Origin of the sequence: Streptococcus mitis (assembly GCF_002096855.1) — a bacterium.
In the GTDB taxonomy this organism is placed as follows: Bacteria; Bacillota; Bacilli; order Lactobacillales; family Streptococcaceae; genus Streptococcus; species Streptococcus mitis_Y.
The window spans coordinates 134,981-156,343 of the sequence record NZ_NCVH01000033.1 but is presented as its reverse complement, the minus strand read 5'-3'; the positions used below and the strand labels follow the sequence as shown (position 1 = coordinate 156,343).

Genomic DNA, 21,363 nt, shown 5'->3' with positions numbered 1-21,363 from the left:
TTCTATTTCAAATTTTCTTTAACAACTTTAAGTTGTTGTTTAATACTCACATCAATTGTCTTGTGATTGGCAAAAATGACAAAACCACCAATAAGACTTTCATCGATTTGTTCTTTTACACTCCTTACTTTAAGAGACATTTTTTTCTCAATCAAAGGGAGCAAGCGACTCTTCTGTTCATCAGTTAAAGGATGAGCTGACGTAATCGTCACTTCAAATCGATTTGTTTCTTTTTCAAGTCGGTTCAAGCAATCTACAAGAATATCATAAAAAAGATTTGCTCTGTGATTGTAGATAAGAACCTGGATAAAGTTTTGCAATAAAGATGACACTGAATCTTGGAAGAACGTAATCGTTTTTTCCTTGTCAGACTCGTCTACTGCCACTTTTTTAAAAAAAGAAGGTAAGCCTGTTTCTTCAGCAACTTGCTTGATTTGATCCAAGTCTGAAAAAATCCGATCTTCTTCTCCTTTTTCAATCACTAATTGGACAAAAGGTATGCTGTACTTTTCAATTACCTTTGCTGTTTTCTTGTCCATTAAGCTTCTCCTAACTGATCGATATACTGATCAATGAGTTCTTTATGGGCATGACCGTCAAGGTTTTGTGCGATGATTTTACCAGCCAAGCTGATTGTCAAATCTGCTACCTCACCCTTAACGCTTTGTAAAGCTTCAGCTTTATTTTGAGCAATTTCTTGGTTCGCTTTTTCTTTCAAGCGTCCTGCTTCTAGCTTAGCATCTGCTAAAATACTAGCCTTACTTTTCTCAGCTGTTTCTTTCGCATTCTCAATGATTGTCTTAGCTTCTTTACGGCTACCAGCCAATTCATCTTCGCGTTTTTGAGCCAATACTTCTGCTTTTTGACGTGCTTGTTCAGCTCCGTCAATATCTGCTGCAATTTTTTCTGCTCTTTGTTCGAAAATGCTAGTCAAATTTGACCAAGCGTATTTCTTAACCAAGACTAGCAAGAGAATAAAGGAACCAGCGATTAGTATAAAATCACCAAGTAATTCACCTACTGTTACATTCATAAACTACTCCTTTCTATTCTTCATCATTAATTTTATTTCCTAAGTACATCGAAGACAACAATGTAAATACATATGCTTGTACACAAGAAATAAAAACAGAAAATGCAGTCCAGATTAGATTTGTTCCAAAAGCAATAGGATACCAATAGAAGGCCTGATGAGAAAGTAGGACTAACATACTTGCCATCACTTCCCCTGCAAAGATATTACCAAAGACCCGCAATGCAAGTGAAAGGAGATTGGTAACTTCTTCCAAGAGATTCATTGGTGTCATAAAACCTGGTGTTACAAATGCTTTTAAATACTTTTTGATTCCACGACGACGAATTCCTTCTACGTGAGTCATTAAGATAATTGTAAAAGACAAGACCAAGTCAAATGACAAATTTGCTGTTGGTGAGGTCCAAAGATTTACACCATCTGTAGTCTGAATTCTAGCCATTAAGCCAATATTATTTGCAATGGCCATAAATAGGAATAAACAGAAATAAAAGAGAGAATAATCCTTTATCATTGGACCAAGGTTTGATTTTGTAAATCCAACAACAAAATCAAATAAATACTCTAATACATTTTGTTTTCCTGTGGGTCTCAAAGTCATATTTCGAGTTGCCCAATAAATAAAGCCAAAAATAAGTGCTACAGTCAACAAAGTCAAAACTACTATGGTTAAATTAAAGGTAACAGGACCAATATTGATGGTTGGATTAATACTTTCTTCCATCTAAAATCCTCCCTTTTTCAATTTATACTTCTTTTATTTGATGATAAATGAAAAGACAAGAGTAACGAAGAAAGTACCTTCAATAAAGGCAACCCCTAGGATCATCAAACTACGTAGTTCTGAGATGATATCTGGTTGGCGAGCAACTGATTTCAACAAACCGTTCATCAACATACCTTCACCAAGAGATACACCCATACAGGCAAGACATAGACCGAAAAATGTTAAATTCATGACGAATTCTCCTTTTAATTAAAATTTACTTACTTAGTTTAGTCCTAAAAATTGGATTTGTCAACTTTTTACTAACATTGAAAGCGTTTAATGAAAATTATTTACAATTTTACTATTTTTAAGTCTATTATATAGAAAATTTTGGAAAAAACTTGTAATAAATCCGTCTATTATCTAGGTCTTTCTGAAAAATAATGAAAAAATCCGAGATGAAATCTCGGATGGAAATTAATATATTTTTTTAACCTAATGTTCTTTTAGTAAATAGGATTAAAGGGAAAGCAACTAGAAAGCTTTCGTCCCCTACATATTTATTAAGCACGAACTGTGACGCTGGTTCCATCTTCCTTATAAAGATTGATGAGACCTTCTTTGAGAGCTCGAACCATATCTCCAGCTTGAACAGGTTGTGGAACCTTGATAGTCAATAGTTCCATTGGATTTGGAGCGCGATCGATCTTATTTCCTTTAGCATCATGCAAATCTTCGATATACGTTTCAAAATGACGGAAACCTGGACCATAAAACTCAACTTGGTCGCCTTCATTAATAACGTTCCGTTGACGAATAGTTGCTGTTTGTGTCGCATCATCATAAGAAACCACTTCAGCGACAAACTTATACTCAGGAATTTTACGACGAGCACCAAACAACTGCTCATTTTCAGATGGTGTACCATAGTAGAAACCTGTTGCTAATTCACGTTGGGCAACCTTCCACATCTCATCAATCAAGTCTTGCTTGATAGCTTCAAACTTCTCTGGACTCTCTAGATAAGCATCAACAGCCGCCTTATAACAGTTAGTTACTGTTGAAACATAGTGAATAGACTTCATGCGTCCTTCGATCTTCAGACTGTCCACACCGTTTTCAATCATATCTGGGATATGGTCAATCATAGACATATCAACGGCTGACATTGAAAATTCTTCAGGAATTTCACCTTTAAGACTCTTACGTTCCTTCCCAAATGGCATATCGTAAAGGTCGTACTTCCAACGGCAAGACTGAGAGCAACCACCACGGTTAGCATCACGCATACTCATGTGATTTGAAAGCGTACAGCGACCTGAGTAGGAAATACACATAGCTCCATGAACAAAGGCTTCAATCTCAACGTCTGTACGTTTGCGAATTTCTGCCAATTCTTCCATTGAAACCTCACGCGCCAAAACGACACGAGTCAAGCCCAGTTCTTTCCAGAACTCAAGAGTTTCATAGTTGGTGGCACTTGCTTGGGTAGAAAGGTGGATCTCAAGACCTGGTGCTTCAGTCGCTGCAATCATAATCAAGGCTGGGTCAGATACGATAACTGCTGCAATCCCGATATCACGCAGTTTACGGAACCACTCACCAGCACCAGCTTCATTTCCTTCGTGCATAACCATATTGGCAGCTACATAGACTTTAGCACCGTATTTAGCCGCAAACTGTACGCCTTCTTCCATCTGTTCGAAAGTAAAGTTTCCGGCACGGCTACGAAGACCATAGGCCTGACCACCGATAAAGACAGCATCTGCTCCATATTGAACAGCTACTTTTAGCTTCTCTAAAGTTCCTGCAGGTGATAAAACCTCAGGACGTTTTAATGTTTTTGTCATGTTTTCTCCTATTTGCAATATAAAAGTTTGACGTTTTTCCTTCTCATTTTATAGTAAATAAGTGATAAAATCAAGCCTAGATAAATTGTTTTGACAATTCTAATCTTTTAGATTATTAAAGCAAAAAGATTGTCAAAGAGAAAAAGCCCACAGATGTGAGCCCTTTTCTAATATAGGTTAGAAAAAACTATTTCTCCACTTCTTTTTTCTTGTGTGCAAGAAATCCAAATCCACTCAAAACTCCTAGAAGTCCTAAGACTACAAGATTAGCATGATCTTCTGTACCTGTATTAGGCAATTCCTCTCTCTTACTTGCTACAGAAGTCGGAATTTGTGAAGTTTCTTTTGTCGATTGTTCAGTTGGTGTCTTTGATTTTGGTACTTCTATCTTTGGTGCTTCTACTTTTGGTGCCTCAACCTTTGGTGTTTCAACTTTTGGCGTTTCAACTTTTGGTGTTTCAACCTTTGGTGTTTCAACCTTTGGTGTTTCAACCTTTGGTGTTTCAACCTTTGGTGTTTCAACCTTTGGTGTTTCAACTTTTGGCGTTTCAACCTTTGGTGCCTCAACCTTTGGTTTCGTACCTACTGTGATAACTTCTTCTACTGCTTCTTCAGTAATCGTGGTTGGTTCATTCGGTGTTACTGCTCCTGTATTAGGATCCAAGGTATAAGTTGTCGTAGTAGTTGTCTTACCAGATTTACCAGGTCTTGTTACTTCACGATAATCTTTATCTTTTGTACTATCTTCTACATAACGTGTTGTATATGGAGTAGTTGTTTCTACAACTTTAGGTTTAGTACCTACTGTGATAACTCCTTCTACTGCTTCTTCAGTAATCATGGTTGGTTCGTTCGATGTTACTGCTCCTGTATTAGGATTCAAGGTATAAGTTGTCGTAGTAGTTGTTTTACCAGCTTTACCAGGTCTTGTTACTTCACGATAATCTTTATCTTTTGTATTATCTTCTACATAACGTGTTGTATATGGAATAGTTGTTTCTACAACTTTAGGTTTAGTACCTACTTTAACCACTTTTGGTACCATAGGAGTTTCTTTTTCAGTCGGCTTACCGTCAGTTACAATACCATCAAGTTCATTCACAATTTTAGGTGTTGTAGTTACAATTTTACCTTCGCTACCGTTCGATTCAACAATTTCCGTACCATAGTCGATTGTTTTGTCTTCTACATAAGTTGTTGTAATTGGAATTTTTGTTTCTGTTTCTATAGGTGGTAAGTTATTCTCATACTTCTGTTTATACACATAGGTAATGACAGTTTCACCTTTCACAATCTCTGTAATATCTTGTTTGTCTTGTTCTTTAAAGGTATAACGCTTGTTCTCAAAGTCCAAATCGGTCGGATGAGTTAAAGATACCTCAGAACCTACTTCTTTAAGTTCAGATTTAACACTAGGTGCAATTTCAACACCTTGTTCGTTTACAAACTTCTGAGTCACTAAACCTTTGTTTTGAACTTCTGTATAAGTAACAGTATGGAAAGTGCGAGACACACCGTTGATTGCTTTTTCTGTATCTGTCAATTCAACTCTTTGGAGATTTGATGCATAAACAATGCGAGGTGTAAACTGATTACGTTTATTAGGAACTACTTTACTAGCAATGTACTCTTTTTGAGAAATTGTATTTTCTCCAAGTAAAGATGTTTCTTGTCTATAAGTGTAATCAGCACCAGCTGAACGTAATTCAAACTCGGATAATTTAGATTTTGGAATATCAGAAGACGTTATAACCCCTTTACCCTTAAAACCTTGGACATCTAAGAATTTTGCATATAAATCTTTAATTGGAATAATATTTCCTTGCTTATCCTTATAAGTATAAGTTCGAGTGTAACCAATGAAATCAGTATGATTTTCAGCACGTCGAGTTAAGTTTTTAATAATTACATGAGTCTCAACAGGTTTACTGCTAAATGTAGCGTAAAGTTTGGTTTCTTCAGGTAGCGTATACTCAAATTTAGCAGTTGTCTCAATACTACCGATACCGTAAATACTAGATAAAACACTATCTGAACGAGGTGTGATGGTGTAACTATACACAGTGTTTGGAGTTAGTTCCACAATACGAGCAGGATACCCGATATTCACACGATTTGTTTCATATTTATCTGTAATTCCAATTCGATCAGGTACCTTAATAAATGTTTCTGTAACTTCCTCAGTAGTTGGTTTCGATACTGCATTATACAAACCTTGAGAATCAGTTAAATCCAATTCATTCGCTTTCAAGTAATGAAGTTCCCCATTACTTGATGTAATTGGACTAACTGAAGCTTCTTTCGAGACATCTTCATTAATATCTCGACTATTTACCTGAGAAACTAATCTAGCTTTTACTTTGATATAATTAGCATTAATAAAAGTATTTTTAAACTCATCAATCTTAACTCTATCCGCTTTCACTTGTTCTTGTTCAGCTTTTGCAGACTCTAAATCACGAATTTGAGCATCTACTTTTTCTTCAGCAGTTGCGCGTAAATGTGTAACCTCAGAAGAACTATTTGCAACACCTACATTTTCAGTGGGTGTTTCTGTAACCTTAACCCCTAAAGCTTTTACTTCTTCAACTTTAGCTTTTAACTCGGTTTCTTTTACCGTATGTGTTGTACTCGTTTCATACTCACTTTGAACCACAGTTTCGCTAGGAGGAGTCTGTGCTGCATTAGGAGGTGTACTTGAATTTGGTTGTTCGTCAGCGCTTACAATCCCATTTAAAAATAAACTCCCTAAAGCAGTCGTTAGGATAATGCCACTTAACAAACCTAACTTAGTTTTACGGAGATAGCCATGACCTTTTTCTTGTTTTACTGCTTTATGCAATAGAAACACCAACTTTCATTTATTTGTATTGTTAATATTATTACATAATTAACTAAAAAAGTAAAGGTATCAAGTCAAGAATTAAATACAATAAATTTATAAAAACTTCCTAACTACTGTACTAGAATTTTCTAAAATTCAAAAAACAATATCAGAACGGATTGATACTGATACGAAACAAAAAAACAAAATGACTCTTTATACATCTATGGTAGGATTCAAGACAGATTATTTATTTCTTAATCGATATATAAAAGGAATCCTGATTAAACTGTCTTTAAAACTTAAGAAATCAAGGATATGATAAAAGGAATGGATATCAGTATATCTATTTTTACCATCTCAAAAGTAGATCCAGAGAATATAACTGTTCTCTTATGATGAGACTTTGGAGGCAACCATTCTGTCTTGTTTTATGAAAGAATAGCTTAACCTTTTACTTAAAATATTCAGCTAAAAAAAGAGAGAACGATTTTGTTCTCTCGAAATCCTTATTTTTCATTTACTATAAGAGTAAAGTATTTATAGCTTTACTCCCACTCAACTGTTGCAGGTGGTTTACTTGTAATATCATAGACGATGCGGTTAACATGATCCACTTCGTTTACGATACGTACAGAAATCTTTTGAAGGACATCCCAAGGAATCTTTGCAAAGTCAGCTGTCATACCATCGATAGAAGTGATTGCACGAATGGCGATTGTGTAATCATAAGTACGACCATCACCCATAACACCGACTGAACGAACGCCTGTGTTGACAGTGAAGTATTGCCAGATATCGCGGTCAAGACCAGCTTTAGAGATTTCTTCACGAAGGATAGCATCTGATTCACGAACGGTTTCCAGTTTCTCTTCAGTGATTTCACCCATGACACGGATAGCAAGACCTGGTCCTGGGAATGGTTGGCGCCATACGATATGGTCTGGCATGCCAAGTTCTGTACCAAGAGCACGAACTTCGTCTTTATAAAGAGTGTTGAGTGGTTCAATCAGTTCAAATTGCATGTCTTCTGGAAGACCACCCACGTTGTGGTGTGACTTGATAGTTTGAGCTGTATCCGTACCAGACTCAATCACGTCTGTATATAAAGTACCTTGAGCAAGGAATTTCACATCTTTGAGCTTGCTTGCTTCGTCATCAAAGACATACACAAATTCGTTACCGATGATTTTACGTTTTTGTTCAGGGTCAGAAACGCCAGCAAGTTTGTCAAGGAAACGTTTAGCGGCGTCTGCTTTGACGATATTTAAACCAAACTTACCACCAAGCATGTCCATAACTTGGTCCGCTTCTCCTTTACGAAGAAGACCGTGATCCACGAAGATACAGATCAATTGATCGCCAATAGCCTTTTGGAGAAGAACTCCAACAACTGAAGAGTCAACACCACCTGATAGCCCAAGAAGGACACGTTTATCACCGACGGTTTCACGAATTTTTTGGATCTGCATATCAATGAAGTTATCCATTGACCAGTCGCCTTTAGCCTTACAAATGTTAAGTGCAAAGTTACGAAGGATATCATTTCCGTATACAGAATGACGAACTTCTGGGTGGAATTGGATACCGTAAATGTGTTTATCTGGGTTTTCAATGGCTGCATAAGGGCAGTCAGCTGATGTTCCAGTACGAACAAAGTCAGAAGGAATCTCAGTAACCGCATCACCATGGCTCATCAAAACAGTCTGCTCGTCTGGTGTTGATTCAAAAAGAGCTGATGGTGTGTGTGTAAGAGTTGATTGACCGTATTCACGATTTCCAGCATCACCTGCAGGGACAACTTTTCCTCCAAGTTTATGGGTCAATAACTGCATACCGTAACAAATTCCCAAAATAGGAATTCCGAGTTCGAAGATTTCTGGGTCAATATCGAATGAACCATCTTCGTATACAGAGTTTGGACCACCTGATAGGATAATTCCTACAGGATTGATTTCACGAACTTCAGCAGCTGAAATTTTATGGCTCTTTAGTTCTGAAAAAACACCAATCTCACGGATACGGCGTGAAATCAGCTGGTTGTATTGGCTACCATAGTCCAATACGATGATTTTTTCTACATCTTTCAAATCAGTTGAAATGTTGCTCATCTTTTTCCTTTCTCAAAAGAAATATCTTTTTTCAATATTCTATCACAAATAAGGCCGAATTACCAACTAAACAAGGCTAAGATTGACTTTTTCTAGTTTATTGGGGTACAATAGAGAAAAGATAGAAATGAAGTGAAAAATATGCTACCTGCTTATATGAAAATCCACGATCAGATTAAAAAGGATATTGACGAACATCGTTGGGCCATTGGTGAGAGGTTGCCGAGTGAAAGAGATTTGGCTGAACAATTTGAGGTCAGCCGCATGACCCTCCGCCAAGCTGTATCTCTATTAGTCGAAGAAGGCGTTTTAGAGCGTCGTGTAGGAAGCGGCACCTTTGTTTCCAGTACTCGGGTACAAGAAAAGATGCGAGGGACAACCAGTTTTACTGAAATTGTTAAGTCCCAAGGCAAAATTCCCTCTAGTCAACTCATTTCCTACAGAAAAACCATTCCCAATGAGCAGGAAGTTGCCAAGTTAGGAATTTCTCCAACGGAGAATATTATCCGAATGGAACGTGTTCGCTATGCCGACCAAGTTCCTCTAGTTTATGAAGTTGCTTCTATTCCTGAAAAATTTATTAAGAACTTTAAAAAAGAAGAAATCACCAGTCATTTCTTCCAAACTCTACAAAAACATGGCTACCGTATTGGCAAATCACAGCAGACTATTTATGCTCGCCTCGCTAAAGAAAAGATTGCTCACTATTTGGAAGTTGAAAAAGGTCATGCTATTCTTGGGTTGACTCAGGTTTCCTACCTAGAAGATGGTACTGCATTTGAATACGTAAAAAGTCAGTATGTAGGCGAACGTTTTGAATTTTATCTTGAAAACAATTAGATTACTAGGCAAAAACTCTCTGTCACGGACAAAGAGTCTTTTTTATTTTTCTAAGAGTAAATCTTTCAAAGAAATCAGAGTTACAGCAAACAATATCATTGCCATACCAAGAAAATCAATGGGATAAAATTGTTCATTCATGATTAAGAAGGCAAAGAAAACAGCCGAAATTGGCTCAATTGAAGCCAACAAACTTGACTTAACCGGTCCAATCAGACTGGCTCCTTTTAAGAACGCTGTATAGGCAAAGACAGTCCCGATAAGGATAATGCCTGCAAAAGCAAGAAGAAAATCAAGACTAGTTGGGATAGCAGTCTGTAGAACCCCTGTAAAAGGAAGGGCGACCAAACCTGCTATGACCATTCCCACACCAATAACCAAACTACTCCCCCACTTCTTAATCAAGGCTATGGGCAAAATAATATAAAGTGCATAAGTCAGAGCAGAAAAGAGACCCCAGAACAGGCCTGCAGGTGTCATGGATAACTGGTCCAACTGCCCATGAGTTGCAATCAGGAAGGTCCCTCCAATGGCTAATATGATGGAAATAATCTCTCCAAGCGTCGGCGCCACCTTATCCTTGATACAGCTATAAATCAAAATCCCGACAGGACAAACATACTGAAGCACCGTCGCGGTACCTGCATTGGTTTCCTGAATAGCAGTTAGATAGGCGAATTGGTTGAGGAAGAGACCAATTAGAGCAAAAATAAGAAGAGACAGCAAACTCTTTCTATCCTTTAAAAAGGCCAGCATTTTATCCTTTGCAGTAGCATAAGCTAAGAGCATGAGAATTCCACCGGCAATTAAAAGTCGTAAGTTAGTTAAAACCAGAGACGAAATTCCGTGCGCCATCAGGTATTGGCCACTCGTTCCTGACAAGCCCCAAGCAATCCCAGCCACAACTGTTAATAAAGTCCCTTTTAAACTGTTTGACATGTCTCTCCTTACTCTTCTTTACGAATCAAGTCCATCACTTGATTGCGGTCCAAAATCCATTGAGCTCTCTCATCCTTTTCATAGGTACGATTCGATAGGAAAATGGCCGCTTCTTGCTTCTGACGATTCCACATGATAAAGGTACCCGTATAGCCCGTATGGTCTAGCCATTCTCCTTCCAAATTCCATGCCAAAGAACGTTCCTTGTCATCCAAAGGTGAAAAGTTTTGACTCAAGTCTCTTGCAAAATCATCTGCTAAATAGTGTTCTAAAAAGATTTGTAAATCCTTTACAGTCGAAAATAAACCAGCACTACCTGCATGTCTGCCCAAGAGGCGAGCCTTGGGATCATGTACCAGACCTGTCTCGACACCTCTGACGGTTGGAACAGCAAGCTCAACAGGCCCAAACTGGGTTTCCGTCATTCCCCACGGTTTCCAGACTTGTTCTTGTAAAATTACATCCAGGTCTTGATTAAATATTCTTTCCAAAATAAAACCCAACAGCAAAAAATGGACATCCGAATAAAGAAAGGCTGGCTGATTTCGTCTCTTGAGATGAAACATCGCTTTCTTTAATTCAGGGGCTGTTAAAAGATCACGATTAGGAATAAACGGATCAAGGTCTGTAGCGTGAGTTAAGAGCTGACGAATAGTGATGTCTGGATAATCACTTTCAGGTAAAAAATCGGTTACCGGTCTGTCAATATCTAATTGACCTTTTTCCCACAAGAAGGTAAAAACGGTACCAACCCCAACAACCTTGCTGACACTAGCTAGGTCATAAACCAGTCCTGGCTCAGTATCCAAGCCATGCTCTGGGGCACTCTGTCCTAAATAGAACTCCGTCCATTTATTGCCCTTAAAATACGCAAAAGAGGCTCCAGGATAAATCCCTGCCTCGATTTGTTCTTCTATTTTTTTAATAATCTTGGTCCACTTCATACTTCTTCAAACCACAATTCAACATTATTTCTATCTTTACCAAGGAAGAATTTTTCAGACTTAGGAATAAAATATTCGGTAGACTCAAACTTCTGGCGAAGACTTGCTATATCTAGTTCATTGACCAAGAACTTGAGCATAGACAAGTCCCAAGTAACCGTATTGTCCACAGTCAAATCTTGCCCCTGAGCTGGGATAAAATCAAGTGATGCCCCAATTTCAGATGATTCCAAGAAACTTTCGATATCAGTTGGAAAATGTAATTCCATAGAAATCTCAAATTTACTTAAAGAAATTGACTCCAGATCTGTTTGAAATTCAGGTTTTTCTCCTACTTCTACTAGATTTTCTCTGTCATCTTCCGCATGAATCAAAACCAAATCATCTTCTGGAGAGTAAATTTCAAAAGCGTAGCCGTTTTGACCTTTATATAATTGATGAATCGAATCTGTTTTAGATAAGAGTCCTTCAATTTCTAAGGGATTTTCCACTTTGACAATCAATCTAGCTAGTTTTTTTCTTCCCTCTACCTTACGAGTGCGCATACTTGGAGCTTCTTCTAAAACCAGCTTTTCTAGACCTGTTTGATCACCTAGTGATAGAAAGGCTGACTCTTCTAACAAGGCCTTCATGCCAAGGGTTTCTATATAAAATGTTTCATTTAATTTTCTATTATTAACTTTTAAAGTAGGAATAATCCGTACAATCTGATTTACATTCATAAATTCCTCCAACTCTTTTATTTTAAAGGATTTTAGAATTTTTTACAAGAAATTATGCTCAGATTTACCTTTTTTTCGTAAAATTTCATCTAAAAAACCGAGGATTTCCTCGGTTTCAATTTCTTATAGGTAAAGGAATTTGAAGATAGCTACTGCCGCAATTGCTGCTGCAATCGGTGCTACTACTGGTACCCAAGAGTACCACCATTTTGAATCGCCTTTGTGCTCACCAAGAACTGATTTTGGAAGGAAAGCATGAAGGAGACGTGGCCCCAAGTCACGGGCTGGGTTCAAGGCAGGTCCTGTAGGTCCACCAAGTGATGTTACCAAGGCCATAACAAGGAATCCAAGTGCCAAGTGAGCTACTGAAAGTCCTGAAGCAGTATGTGGTGCTACTTGGGCTTTGATTGCTAAATCAGAAAAGTCAACATTTTGACCTGCTTGACTAGCCATTTGTTTCATATATTGAAGCACTTCAGAACCAAAGAAGTTTTTAGTCATTCCAAGGGCTGCAAAGAAAAGAACAAATGATCCAACAAACTCATTTACAAAACCATTAACAGTTGCTGCAAAATGTGATTCTTTTGTACCATTATCCAAACTTGAAATTGTTGAGAAAGTACCCAAAATGTTGTTTGGATTTTCAGTTTTCAAGTAGTATGGGCGGTGTGTTGCCACAACCAAGGCTTGACCAAAGATAGCACCCAAAACTTGTGCGATGATATAAGGCGCAACTTGTGCCCAAGGGAAAAGACCGCTGATTGCAAGGCCAAGAGTGAAGGCTGGGTTAATGTGGTTTCCAGATACGTTACCAAACATTAATGCTGGGATCATAACCCCCATACCATAACCAACAGCGATAACGATCCAGCCACTTTGGTGACCTTTCGTACCTTTAAGTTCAACGTTGGCAACTGCACCATTTCCAAGAATGATCAAAATAGCAGTTCCCAAAAATTCAGTGGCATATTTAATTGCCCATGTGAAATCCATTTGATAGATTCTCCTTAAAATTTTTTAGACAATCCTTATTCTATCAATTTTTATATCTTTTAGCAACAGGTTTTCTAAAAGAATATATAAGAAAGCGATTTTATTTCTTATAAAAAACAAAAGGATTAAGGAGGTGCATTTCCTTAATCCGAGAGTTCTTATTCTTGACGTTGTCCGAAATCTGCAATCATCTGCTCCATTTCTTGTCGACTCGGAGTTGTCAGCATATAAAGGTAATCTCCTTGAAGTTCCGCAAAGGCCGCTGGCATGATTTTTTTAACCTTGAACTGCTGACTATATTTGGCAAGCAAGTCCTCCTCAGAATAGACATAGTGAGCATTTGCACGGCGTGATGTAGCCAAACAATACTGAGCTTCAAAATCTGACGCTGGGAACTCTTCTCCTGCGACAATGGCTGCATAGCCACGATAGAGGTCCAAGGAATGAGCAAAGTTATAAACATCAATAGTGAAACCACCTGCAGGGCGGTTATTGTACTCAATGGCGATGTAATCATCCCCTTCACGGAAGAACTCAATATGGAAGAACCGTTCTTTCATACCAAATTCCTTGACAATCGCTTCACCATACTTGCGAAGTTTAGGATCCATGTCCTTAAGAACATAGTAGGAATTGTCCATCTTGTAAATCATCAGATCAAGTGGTGTATGAGCATAATCGAAAGTCGTTGAAAAGACGATATTGCCATCCTTGTCCACAAGCCCGTCAAAGGTACAAATTTCGCTAGAAGTGACAAATTTTTCAAAGAAATAAACGGTAGAATGGTCCCATTGAGCCTTGAAGTGATTTACATCTTCTTCTGTCTCAAGCTTAAAGGTTGCTGCCGCTCCCACTCCGTTATCAGGTTTGGCAATCATTGGAAGGCCGATTTCATTCACAGCTTGATCCACATCTGCTTCCGTCTTGATAACAGCTCCAGGGACCACAGGGACACCTGCTTTTTTGAAAAGTTTCTTCATTTCAGACTTAAATTTCGTCTTTTTGAGATCCTCAGGTTTGGCACCAAAAACATTAAATTGCTCACGAAGACTTGCGTCCAACTCTAGCCAGTATTCATTGTGGGACTCGATGCGGTCAATTGGGCCATGTTTATAAAAGAGAAAAGCTACAGCACGTTTGACTTCGTCTACATTTTCAAGATTATCTACACGGAAATACTCGGTCAGGCTATTGCGCAAGGACTCATCCAATTGCTCATAAGGTTCTTGACCAATTCCCAAGACTGTGATGCCTTTATTAGCCAGTTCGATCGTAAACTGTTGAAAGTTTTGTGGATAGTAGGGAGAGATAACAAGGTAATTCATAGGTAACTCCTTTTATAGATACAGGTGTCCAAGAAAATAGGGCATTTGTTTACGCCACCATTCCCAGTCATGGGCGACATCATGTCCCCATTCAGCAAACCAGGCTGGAATTTGTTTCTGGTCAAAGGCTTCTTTAAGCTTGTAGAAAGATGGTAAACCGTCTTGTTCCCAGGCACCAAGACCCGTACACAGCACAATCTCTGCCTGACGGTAACGGTCAATAAACCAGCCGTCGTTTTGGTTCCAAATATAATCTACTGGCGAGTTTTGATAAATAGCATCGTCATTGTAATAATCGCCGACAAAGAAACGTGCGTCGTAAACACCACTGAGAGCAATCACCTTTGTAAAAACATCTGGATGCTGGAGAAAAAAGTTGACTGCATGGTAGGCGCCCATGGAGCAACCTGTCGTCATCATACCATCAAACCAACCTGTCTTATGCTTGATAAAAGGAATGGCCTCCTCAATCACATAGCGCTCGTAGGCACGGTGCATCTCTGCTTGGTCGTGACCATTTTTCCAAGTAGCCAACCAGCTCTCACTATCTACACTGGATAGGGTAAAAAACTGGACACGGCCTTCCTCGATAAAAGAAGCACAGGCTTCAATCATGCCAAAATCATAGTATTCGTTGTGACTACCACCTGATGAAGCAAAGACAACAACTGGAATTCCAGCATGTCCATAACGGTTGAGGTACATTTCACGGTTGAGGTGACCACTCCAGTGGCTAAGCTTTTCAATATGCATTGGCTTTCTCCTTTCCTAACTTACCATTTTTCTGCAAAAAATCTCAGACAGTCTGGTAAATTCTCCGACCAAGGAATCTCACTATGGATGGCACCAGACTGAACTTTCAAGACAAGATTATCCAAATGTACTCCCCCTGCTATCAAATCATGGTAATAGCGAAGCGACGAGTCGATATAGGCTTGCTTGATATTACCAGCCATCAGAGTCTTGTCTGTATCATCTGCTTCTTCTGTTCCTACATAGATGAAAATGCGCTGGTCAGGCGATAGTTTCTTGCGCTCAATATAGCGGTTAAAAGCTTCTTGGTGGAGCCAGTTAGCAGATGAAAAGATCCCTAGACAACCAATTTGGTCTTGATATTCCAAACCGATAAACTGGGTAATATTGCCTCCTAGTGAGGAACCAATCATAGCCGTATGCTGGCGGTCTGCTTTTGTACGATAGGTCTCATCGATAAAAGGCTTGACCACCTCCATGACAAACTCGGCATACTCCACACCCTTACCACCAAACTGTTGGCCTGGGATAGGAGATTCTTGTAACTTCCAAGCCGCATACTCATTCATCCGCCCCATACCATCATTGTCAATAGCAACGACAATCATGCGACTGATATCAGGATTGCGCTTAATAGCTGGAATAATCTTCCATGAGTGACCAATGAAAGACTCTTTGCTATAAAAAACATTTTGCCCGTCATGAAAGTAAACAACAGGATAGGAACGGTCTGTATCTTTCTCATAATCTTTAGGAAGAAGAACACGTACACGGCGTTCCTTACCAGTATAAGGAACCTTAAGTTTGTGTTCTTTCATTTTTAAATAAAAATAGGATTGATTCATTGTCAGAAAACTCTCTATATTCAAAATTTTATTTTATTATATCACAATTATAGAAAAAAAGTTAGTTTTGCTTCCATTTTTGGAATTAAAAACTAACTTTTTCATCTATTTTTCTAAATTCTTCTGGATTTTCTGATTAGAGGAGATTATCAATCAAGTCATCCACTTCATCTTTTTCAGCCTGCGGTGTAATCTCAGTAATCATGATTCCAGCCACTGCTCGCTCAACCAAACCTTCAACATCCATACGTGCTTCATACTGTTCTGCATTTTTAATCTTAGGATTGGTCTTAGGACGGTCAGGTGCAAAAATGGTACAACAGTCTTCAAAAGGCTGGATAGAAATTTCAAAGGTGTCAATTTCCTGAGCAATGTCAATGATTTCCAACTTATCCATTGTCACAACTGGACGGATGATGGGAGTGTTGGTAACTGCATTGATAGCCTGCATGCTCTCCAAGGTTTGGCTGGCTACTTGACCTAGGCTTTCCCCATTGATGATAACTAAACCATTTCGTACCTCACGAATACGATCTGTAATTCGCATCATAAAACGACGCGTCAAGGTCATGAGATAGGCTTCTGGCGCCTTGGCCTTAATTTCCTCTTGAATCTCTGTGAAAGGTACTTCGATAAACTGAATATTTCCCCCAAACTTGGTCAATTTACGGGTCAAATCTTGGGCTTTTTTAAGGGCTCCAGGACTGGTGTAAGGTGGGCTGGCAAAATGAACAGCCTCAATATCCACTCCACGTTTCAAAGCAAGATAACCTGCTACAGGTGAGTCAATCCCTCCTGACAACATAAGCATCCCCTTACCTGAAGTTCCCACTGGTAATCCACCTGCCCCACGAATGGTTTCATAAGAAAGATAGGCTGCTTCTTCACGTATCTCCACTTGGAGATTGATATCAGGACTTTTCATTTGAGCTTGCACATTTGGAATGGCTTCGAATACAGCCCCTCCAAGTGTTTGGTTGAGTTCACGACTATCAAGTTCAAAGGTGTGGTCGCTACGCTTGCTAGAGATTTTAAAGGTCATGCCTTCCTTGTAGATATCTTTCATAATCTCTTGAACAGCAGACTTCAGAACTTCTACAGATTTTTCAACCTTATAAACAGGGGAAAAGTTTTGAATTCCAAAAACTTGTTTGAGCGATTCTGCTACTGCTGTGTAATCTGCTCCATTGAGGTAAGCGTGGGCACGGTCACGATCTGCCGTTACCTTAACTTGGGGATAGATAGACAAAACGTCTGAAATATTATTGCGAAGTTTATTGATGAAACGCATACGGTTTTTACCCTTGGTTGACAGCTCACCGTAACGAATCATAATTTCTGAATATTGCATGAATGCTCCTATCTTACTTTTCTAGTTTGATTGTAAATCAATTTTAACTTGGTCAAAAACTGCTCAATCTGACTCATATCATTTTCAAGGTCTAGGCTTAAACGTACAGCTGACTGGGCCTTATCCTTGTCCACTCTCATGGCAATCAAAGTCCCTGCAGGCTTCCCTGCCTTGGATGAACAAGCAGAGGTCGTTGAGATGAAAATATCATAGTCTTCAAAGGCATGAACAATGACTTCACCGCGAACACCCTTGATTCCAAAAGTCAGAATATGAGGGGCAAAGTCTTCCTCATCTGAAAAGACAAAAATATCTGGATAGTCCAGAAGGGCTTGGCGAATCACTGCCTTCATCTGCCCAGTCTTGCTCCTAAAGATATCTAGCTTTTCCATAGATAAACGGAGAGCCTTGGCTGTCGCTGCAATTCCTGCCACATTTTCAGTTGTCGAACGGTAATCACTTTCCTGACCACCACCTGTTAAAAGAGGCGTAATCTTCTTTCCAGACTTGATATAGACAAAACCAACACCACGAACTCCGTGGAACTTGTGACCAGAGAAAGTCGCAAAATCCACTCGTTCTGTCAGATACTTTTCAGTCGGAATCTTGGCAAGTGCCTGAACCGCATCAACGTGGAAGGAAATAGTTGGCTTGTCTGCCAATAGTTCTGAAATAGCTTGAATAGGTTGAATCGAGCCGATTTCATTGTTCACAGCCATGACGGAAACGAGGGTCGTATCAGGTCTTATCAAATCTGATAACGCTTCAACATTTACAAATCCTTTGTTATCAACTGGAGCAAAATCTACTTCAAATCCTTGACTTTTCAACCAGAGGGCTGACTCTTTGACTGCCGGATGTTCAATGGCTGATACAATGATGTGTTTTCCAAACTGAGCCTTTTCAAAGGTCACACCCTTGATGACCCAGTTATCTCCTTCTGTCCCACCAGAAGTAAAGAAGATTTCATCGCTTTTCTTACCGATTAAATCTGCAATCTGTTGGCGAGAAGCATCTAAGATTCGTGTTGCCTGGTCTCCCAAACGATGGAGACTAGATGGATTTCCTAAAATTTTTGAAGCGACCTGCATATAAGTTTCAAGGGCTTCAGGATAGGGCTTGGTCGTCGCCGAATTATCAAAGTAAATCATGTTTTCTCACGCTTTCTAAAATCACTCCTTCTATTGTATCATGAAACGGAGTCTGCGACAAGAAAGGGCAATTCCTCTTTTTTTAAGATTTTTTTAAAGAAATGCGGTATAATAAATTTTAATTAAAGGAGAGAATATATGTCTAATTATCGTAGAACTTCAAAACCAAAAACAGAACACATCAAAAAAGGCTTTACGGTCTTTCAAAAAACTGTTGCCACTATCGGTAGTATCCTTGGCTTAATTACTGCAAGTATCACTATCATGAACGCCTTGGATAATAATAAAAATACTAAAAAAGAACCTACGACAAGCCAGACGACAACAATTGTCAAAGAAATTCAAAAGGAATCCCCTCAGGAAAACACTAGTCCCAATAAGGAAAATAACACTTCTCAAGAAAAAACACAGCAAGAGGAAACACCAAAATCTAGCGTCAAGGAAGAGAAAAAAGAAGAGCAGAAAGCAGCAACTCAGGATTCTTCTACTCCTACTCCAAGTAAACCTGCCACTGATAATGAAAAACAGTCCAATAATACTCCAACTTCGGAAAATAAAACTAATCAATAATCACTAAAATAGCCTCCTTCCAAGCTTGGAAAGAAGCTATTTTTTTATTGTTGTAAAACTTTTCTTGGTTTGGTACCTTCAGCTGGGCCAATGACACCTGCCATCTCAAGTTCTTCCATAAGGCGGGTCGCACGGTTAAATCCAACTGATAAACGACGCTGAATCATAGATGCGCTGGCTTTCTGGGTCTCAATGACCAAAGCCTTGGCTTCTTCAAAGAGCGGGTCACCACCAGATTCACCATCTGAAAATTCTCCTTCATTTTCAGAAACCTCACCTGGATCAAAACTCTCATCGTAGTCCGCATCTGCCTGAGCCTTGATAAAGTTTACGATACGTTCGACATCATCATCCGAGATAAAGGAGCCTTGGAGACGAACTGGATGATTTTCATCAATTGGTTTAAAGAGCATATCTCCACGTCCAAGCAGTTTCTCAGCTCCATTTTCATCTAAAATAGTACGGGAGTCTGTTCCTGATGAAACTGCGAAAGCGACACGAGATGGGACATTGGCCTTGATCAGACCAGAAATGACGTCAACGGATGGACGCTGGGTTGCAAGAATCATGTGGATACCTGCAGCACGCGCCTTCTGTCCGAGACGAATGATAGCATCTTCCACTTCCTTGCTGGCTACCATCATAAGGTCAGCCAACTCATCCACAATTACAACAATGAGTGGTAGCGGAACCTGCTTGTACTCAGACTGAGCATTAAACTCTTCTACCTTGGCATTAAAACCTGCAATATTCCGAACTCCCACCTTGGCAAAGAGTTCATAACGATTTTCCATTTCATCCACGACCTTTTGCAAAGCCTTGCTGGCCTTACGTGGATTGGTCACGACTGGAATCAAGAGGTGGGGAATATCATTGTAAACAGACAACTCAACCATCTTGGGATCGACCATCATAAATTTAACTTGGTCAGGTCTCGCCTTCATGAGGATGCTAGCGATAATGCCGTTAACAGCTACTGACTTCCCTGAACCCGTTGAACCTGCAACTAGCAAGTGGGGCATCTTGGAAAGGTCAAAAGCTCTTGCGGTGCCATTAACTGCCTTTCCTAGAGGAATTTCTAAGAGATTTTCTGCTTTCGTTTGAGATTGTTCCCATAGTTCGCGGAAGGATACCGTCGCAATCTCAGAGTTAGGAACCTCAATCCCGACTAAGGATTTACCAGGTATTGGAGCCTCAATCCGGACATCCTTGGCTGCCAAGGCTAGAGCGAGGTCATCTGCTAGATTGGAAATGCGGTTAACCCGTACACCGACTGCTGGCTTGACTTCATACTTGGTCACTGACGGCCCAATTTCAGCCCGTTCAACCGTTACCTTAATACCAAAACTAGCAAAGGTTTCTTCTAGGATTTTGATGTTTTCACGAACGATTTTCTTCTCTTTCGACTGGTCTTTTGGTTTATCTGGGGCAAAGAGTTGTAAGCTTGGAAGTTTGTATTCAAGGGCTTCCTTTGCTGAAAAATCGACCTGAACATCTTCGTCATCAGAGCCATCTCCCTGTTCAGTGAATTCAAGTTCAGCTTGAGGCAAGATGATCTCTGGTTCTACCCACTCTTCTTCTGGAACAGGTGGAACGTCAAGCACAACATCTTCTGTAAGAATTTCACCCGTTTCCATATCAACAGGAGGCATATCGAGTAAGGCTTTTTCAGCCTCTTCTTTTTCTAATCTATCCTCTTCCTCAGCCTTTTGACGAGCTTTTTCTTCTTGTTTGACAAAGCGTTCCTCTTTTCGACGCTCATGCCCTTCTCGCCATTTGGCAAAGCCTCTACTGAAAAATTCAGCAATATCGTAAACAGACCAAGGACTGACTAGGAGAGCACCCACTAAAATCAAGATAGAACCAATAAAGTAAGTACCGATATTTGAGAAGAGAAAGGCTGTTGGAACATAGAGTCCAACACCAATCAAGCCACCTCCAGCAAAACTGGTCGTTCGAAAACCAGTTAAATCCGTCACAACCTGAGCCATGGTTCCTTTTAGAACGGACTTGTCCAAACCATATTTCCAAACTAAGTAGGCCTCAAAAATCAAGAGCAAACCTGCAAATATGGTGAAAAAGCCAGATAGGAGCCCTTCCTGTTTTCGTATCCACTTGAAAAAGAAGAGGTAGAGCAGGATACCAAATATTGCCAGATAAGCTAGGCTACCCACTAGCAAGCGAATTAAATTGTAAAGGGTTATACCTGCAGCCCCTAATTTGAAGGCTGCGAAAATCAATAAAAGGGCGATTCCTAACGAAATCAACATTCGTTGAATCGCTTCTTTTCTTTCGAGTTCTGCTTTAGACGGTCTCCGTCTTGTTTTACTTGTATTCTTGTTTGCCATTCTTCTATTATACCATATTTCACAGGCATTTCGGAAAGAGAAAAAGACTGCACCA

19 protein-coding genes are annotated in these 21,363 nt (G+C 39.4%); 2 read left to right on the top strand and 17 right to left on the bottom strand.

Translation table 11 applies throughout. The features are described from left to right. Positions 1-2: 2 nt before the first annotated feature. From B7698_RS08995 to guaA, 7 genes are all read right to left on the bottom strand, one after another. A complete protein-coding gene (locus tag B7698_RS08995; protein ID WP_084865397.1) occupies positions 3-539 on the bottom strand; it encodes a F0F1 ATP synthase subunit delta in 537 nt (178 codons plus the stop codon). Then, positions 539-1,033 carry a F0F1 ATP synthase subunit B gene (gene atpF / locus B7698_RS08990; protein ID WP_023946977.1) on the bottom strand — a complete coding sequence of 165 codons (495 nt, stop codon included), beginning with the start codon at positions 1,031-1,033 and terminating at the stop codon, positions 539-541. The genes B7698_RS08995 and atpF overlap by 1 nt, the downstream gene beginning before the upstream one ends. A gap of 13 nt (positions 1,034-1,046) precedes the next feature. Then, the gene (gene atpB, locus B7698_RS08985; protein ID WP_000392870.1) at positions 1,047-1,757 is read right to left on the bottom strand and encodes a F0F1 ATP synthase subunit A; all 711 of its coding nucleotides are present in this window, start codon (positions 1,755-1,757) and stop codon (positions 1,047-1,049) included. Positions 1,758-1,790: 33 nt separating this feature from the next. Then, entirely contained in the window at positions 1,791-1,991 is a 201-nt protein-coding gene (locus tag B7698_RS08980) for a F0F1 ATP synthase subunit C (RefSeq protein WP_001054560.1), read from the bottom strand. Positions 1,992-2,305: 314 nt separating this feature from the next. After that, on the bottom strand, positions 2,306-3,592 hold the full coding sequence (locus B7698_RS08975) for a peptidase U32 family protein (RefSeq protein ID WP_000169065.1): 1,287 nt from the start codon (positions 3,590-3,592) through the stop codon (positions 2,306-2,308). Positions 3,593-3,779: 187 nt separating this feature from the next. Then, positions 3,780-6,443: a G5 domain-containing protein gene (locus B7698_RS08970; protein ID WP_084865396.1), complete on the bottom strand. Its 2,664-nt coding sequence runs from the start codon at positions 6,441-6,443 to the stop codon at positions 3,780-3,782. Between the two features lie 521 nt (positions 6,444-6,964). Next, a complete protein-coding gene (guaA, locus tag B7698_RS08965) occupies positions 6,965-8,527 on the bottom strand; it encodes a glutamine-hydrolyzing GMP synthase (protein WP_020903519.1) in 1,563 nt (520 codons plus the stop codon). 141 nt (positions 8,528-8,668) lie between these two features. Between guaA and B7698_RS08960 the strand changes: the two genes are divergently transcribed. After that, positions 8,669-9,367 (top strand): GntR family transcriptional regulator, encoded by a 699-nt coding sequence (locus B7698_RS08960; protein WP_084865394.1) that lies wholly within the window; start codon positions 8,669-8,671, stop codon positions 9,365-9,367. A gap of 42 nt (positions 9,368-9,409) precedes the next feature. Here the strand turns inward: B7698_RS08960 and B7698_RS08955 are convergent, their stop codons facing one another. From B7698_RS08955 to B7698_RS08915, 9 genes are all read right to left on the bottom strand, one after another. Continuing rightward, positions 9,410-10,306: a DMT family transporter gene (locus tag B7698_RS08955; protein ID WP_084865393.1), complete on the bottom strand. Its 897-nt coding sequence runs from the start codon at positions 10,304-10,306 to the stop codon at positions 9,410-9,412. An 8-nt stretch (positions 10,307-10,314) separates the two neighbouring features. Beyond that, positions 10,315-11,250 (bottom strand): serine hydrolase domain-containing protein, encoded by a 936-nt coding sequence (locus tag B7698_RS08950; protein ID WP_084865391.1) that lies wholly within the window; start codon positions 11,248-11,250, stop codon positions 10,315-10,317. Continuing rightward, positions 11,247-11,972 carry a CppA family protein gene (locus B7698_RS08945; RefSeq protein ID WP_084865389.1) on the bottom strand — a complete coding sequence of 242 codons (726 nt, stop codon included), beginning with the start codon at positions 11,970-11,972 and terminating at the stop codon, positions 11,247-11,249. The genes B7698_RS08950 and B7698_RS08945 overlap by 4 nt, the downstream gene beginning before the upstream one ends. Before the next feature lie 123 nt (positions 11,973-12,095). Beyond that, entirely contained in the window at positions 12,096-12,965 is an 870-nt protein-coding gene (gla, locus tag B7698_RS08940) for an aquaglyceroporin Gla (protein ID WP_049491488.1), read from the bottom strand. 158 nt (positions 12,966-13,123) lie between these two features. Further along, entirely contained in the window at positions 13,124-14,290 is a 1,167-nt protein-coding gene (locus tag B7698_RS08935) for an ATP-grasp domain-containing protein (RefSeq protein WP_084865387.1), read from the bottom strand. Positions 14,291-14,302: 12 nt separating this feature from the next. Beyond that, entirely contained in the window at positions 14,303-15,043 is a 741-nt protein-coding gene (locus B7698_RS08930; RefSeq protein ID WP_084865385.1) for an esterase family protein, read from the bottom strand. Between the two features lie 20 nt (positions 15,044-15,063). After that, positions 15,064-15,888, bottom strand: coding sequence for an alpha/beta hydrolase (locus tag B7698_RS08925; RefSeq protein ID WP_084865383.1), 825 nt, complete (start codon positions 15,886-15,888; stop codon positions 15,064-15,066). 136 nt (positions 15,889-16,024) lie between these two features. Continuing rightward, complete coding sequence (gene thiI / locus B7698_RS08920; RefSeq protein WP_049551096.1) at positions 16,025-17,239, bottom strand: tRNA uracil 4-sulfurtransferase ThiI; 1,215 nt, start codon at positions 17,237-17,239, stop codon at positions 16,025-16,027. Positions 17,240-17,247: 8 nt separating this feature from the next. Further along, entirely contained in the window at positions 17,248-18,390 is a 1,143-nt protein-coding gene (locus B7698_RS08915; protein WP_084865381.1) for a cysteine desulfurase family protein, read from the bottom strand. A 138-nt stretch (positions 18,391-18,528) separates the two neighbouring features. On the opposite strand from B7698_RS08915, the gene B7698_RS08910 reads away from it, so the two are divergent. Further along, positions 18,529-18,960, top strand: coding sequence for a DUF6556 family protein (locus B7698_RS08910; RefSeq protein WP_033685211.1), 432 nt, complete (start codon positions 18,529-18,531; stop codon positions 18,958-18,960). A 44-nt stretch (positions 18,961-19,004) separates the two neighbouring features. On the opposite strand, the gene B7698_RS08905 is transcribed toward B7698_RS08910, so the two are convergent. Then, positions 19,005-21,308 carry a DNA translocase FtsK gene (locus B7698_RS08905; RefSeq protein ID WP_084865379.1) on the bottom strand — a complete coding sequence of 768 codons (2,304 nt, stop codon included), beginning with the start codon at positions 21,306-21,308 and terminating at the stop codon, positions 19,005-19,007. Positions 21,309-21,363: the final 55 nt, after the last annotated feature.

Coding starts and splice junctions, on each gene's coding strand:
- B7698_RS08995 (WP_084865397.1), bottom strand. CDS start 539: ATGGACAAGAAAACAGCAAAGGTAATTGAAAAGTACAGCATACCTTTT.
- atpF (WP_023946977.1), bottom strand. CDS start 1,033: ATGAATGTAACAGTAGGTGAATTACTTGGTGATTTTATACTAATCGCT.
- atpB (WP_000392870.1), bottom strand. CDS start 1,757: ATGGAAGAAAGTATTAATCCAACCATCAATATTGGTCCTGTTACCTTT.
- B7698_RS08980 (WP_001054560.1), bottom strand. CDS start 1,991: ATGAATTTAACATTTTTCGGTCTATGTCTTGCCTGTATGGGTGTATCT.
- B7698_RS08975 (WP_000169065.1), bottom strand. CDS start 3,592: ATGACAAAAACATTAAAACGTCCTGAGGTTTTATCACCTGCAGGAACT.
- guaA (WP_020903519.1), bottom strand. CDS start 8,527: ATGAGCAACATTTCAACTGATTTGAAAGATGTAGAAAAAATCATCGTA.
- B7698_RS08960 (WP_084865394.1), top strand. CDS start 8,669: ATGCTACCTGCTTATATGAAAATCCACGATCAGATTAAAAAGGATATT.
- B7698_RS08955 (WP_084865393.1), bottom strand. CDS start 10,306: ATGTCAAACAGTTTAAAAGGGACTTTATTAACAGTTGTGGCTGGGATT.
- B7698_RS08950 (WP_084865391.1), bottom strand. CDS start 11,250: ATGAAGTGGACCAAGATTATTAAAAAAATAGAAGAACAAATCGAGGCA.
- B7698_RS08945 (WP_084865389.1), bottom strand. CDS start 11,972: ATGAATGTAAATCAGATTGTACGGATTATTCCTACTTTAAAAGTTAAT.
- gla (WP_049491488.1), bottom strand. CDS start 12,965: ATGGATTTCACATGGGCAATTAAATATGCCACTGAATTTTTGGGAACT.
- B7698_RS08935 (WP_084865387.1), bottom strand. CDS start 14,290: ATGAATTACCTTGTTATCTCTCCCTACTATCCACAAAACTTTCAACAG.
- B7698_RS08930 (WP_084865385.1), bottom strand. CDS start 15,043: ATGCATATTGAAAAGCTTAGCCACTGGAGTGGTCACCTCAACCGTGAA.
- B7698_RS08925 (WP_084865383.1), bottom strand. CDS start 15,888: ATGAATCAATCCTATTTTTATTTAAAAATGAAAGAACACAAACTTAAG.
- thiI (WP_049551096.1), bottom strand. CDS start 17,239: ATGCAATATTCAGAAATTATGATTCGTTACGGTGAGCTGTCAACCAAG.
- B7698_RS08915 (WP_084865381.1), bottom strand. CDS start 18,390: ATGATTTACTTTGATAATTCGGCGACGACCAAGCCCTATCCTGAAGCC.
- B7698_RS08910 (WP_033685211.1), top strand. CDS start 18,529: ATGTCTAATTATCGTAGAACTTCAAAACCAAAAACAGAACACATCAAA.
- B7698_RS08905 (WP_084865379.1), bottom strand. CDS start 21,308: ATGGCAAACAAGAATACAAGTAAAACAAGACGGAGACCGTCTAAAGCA.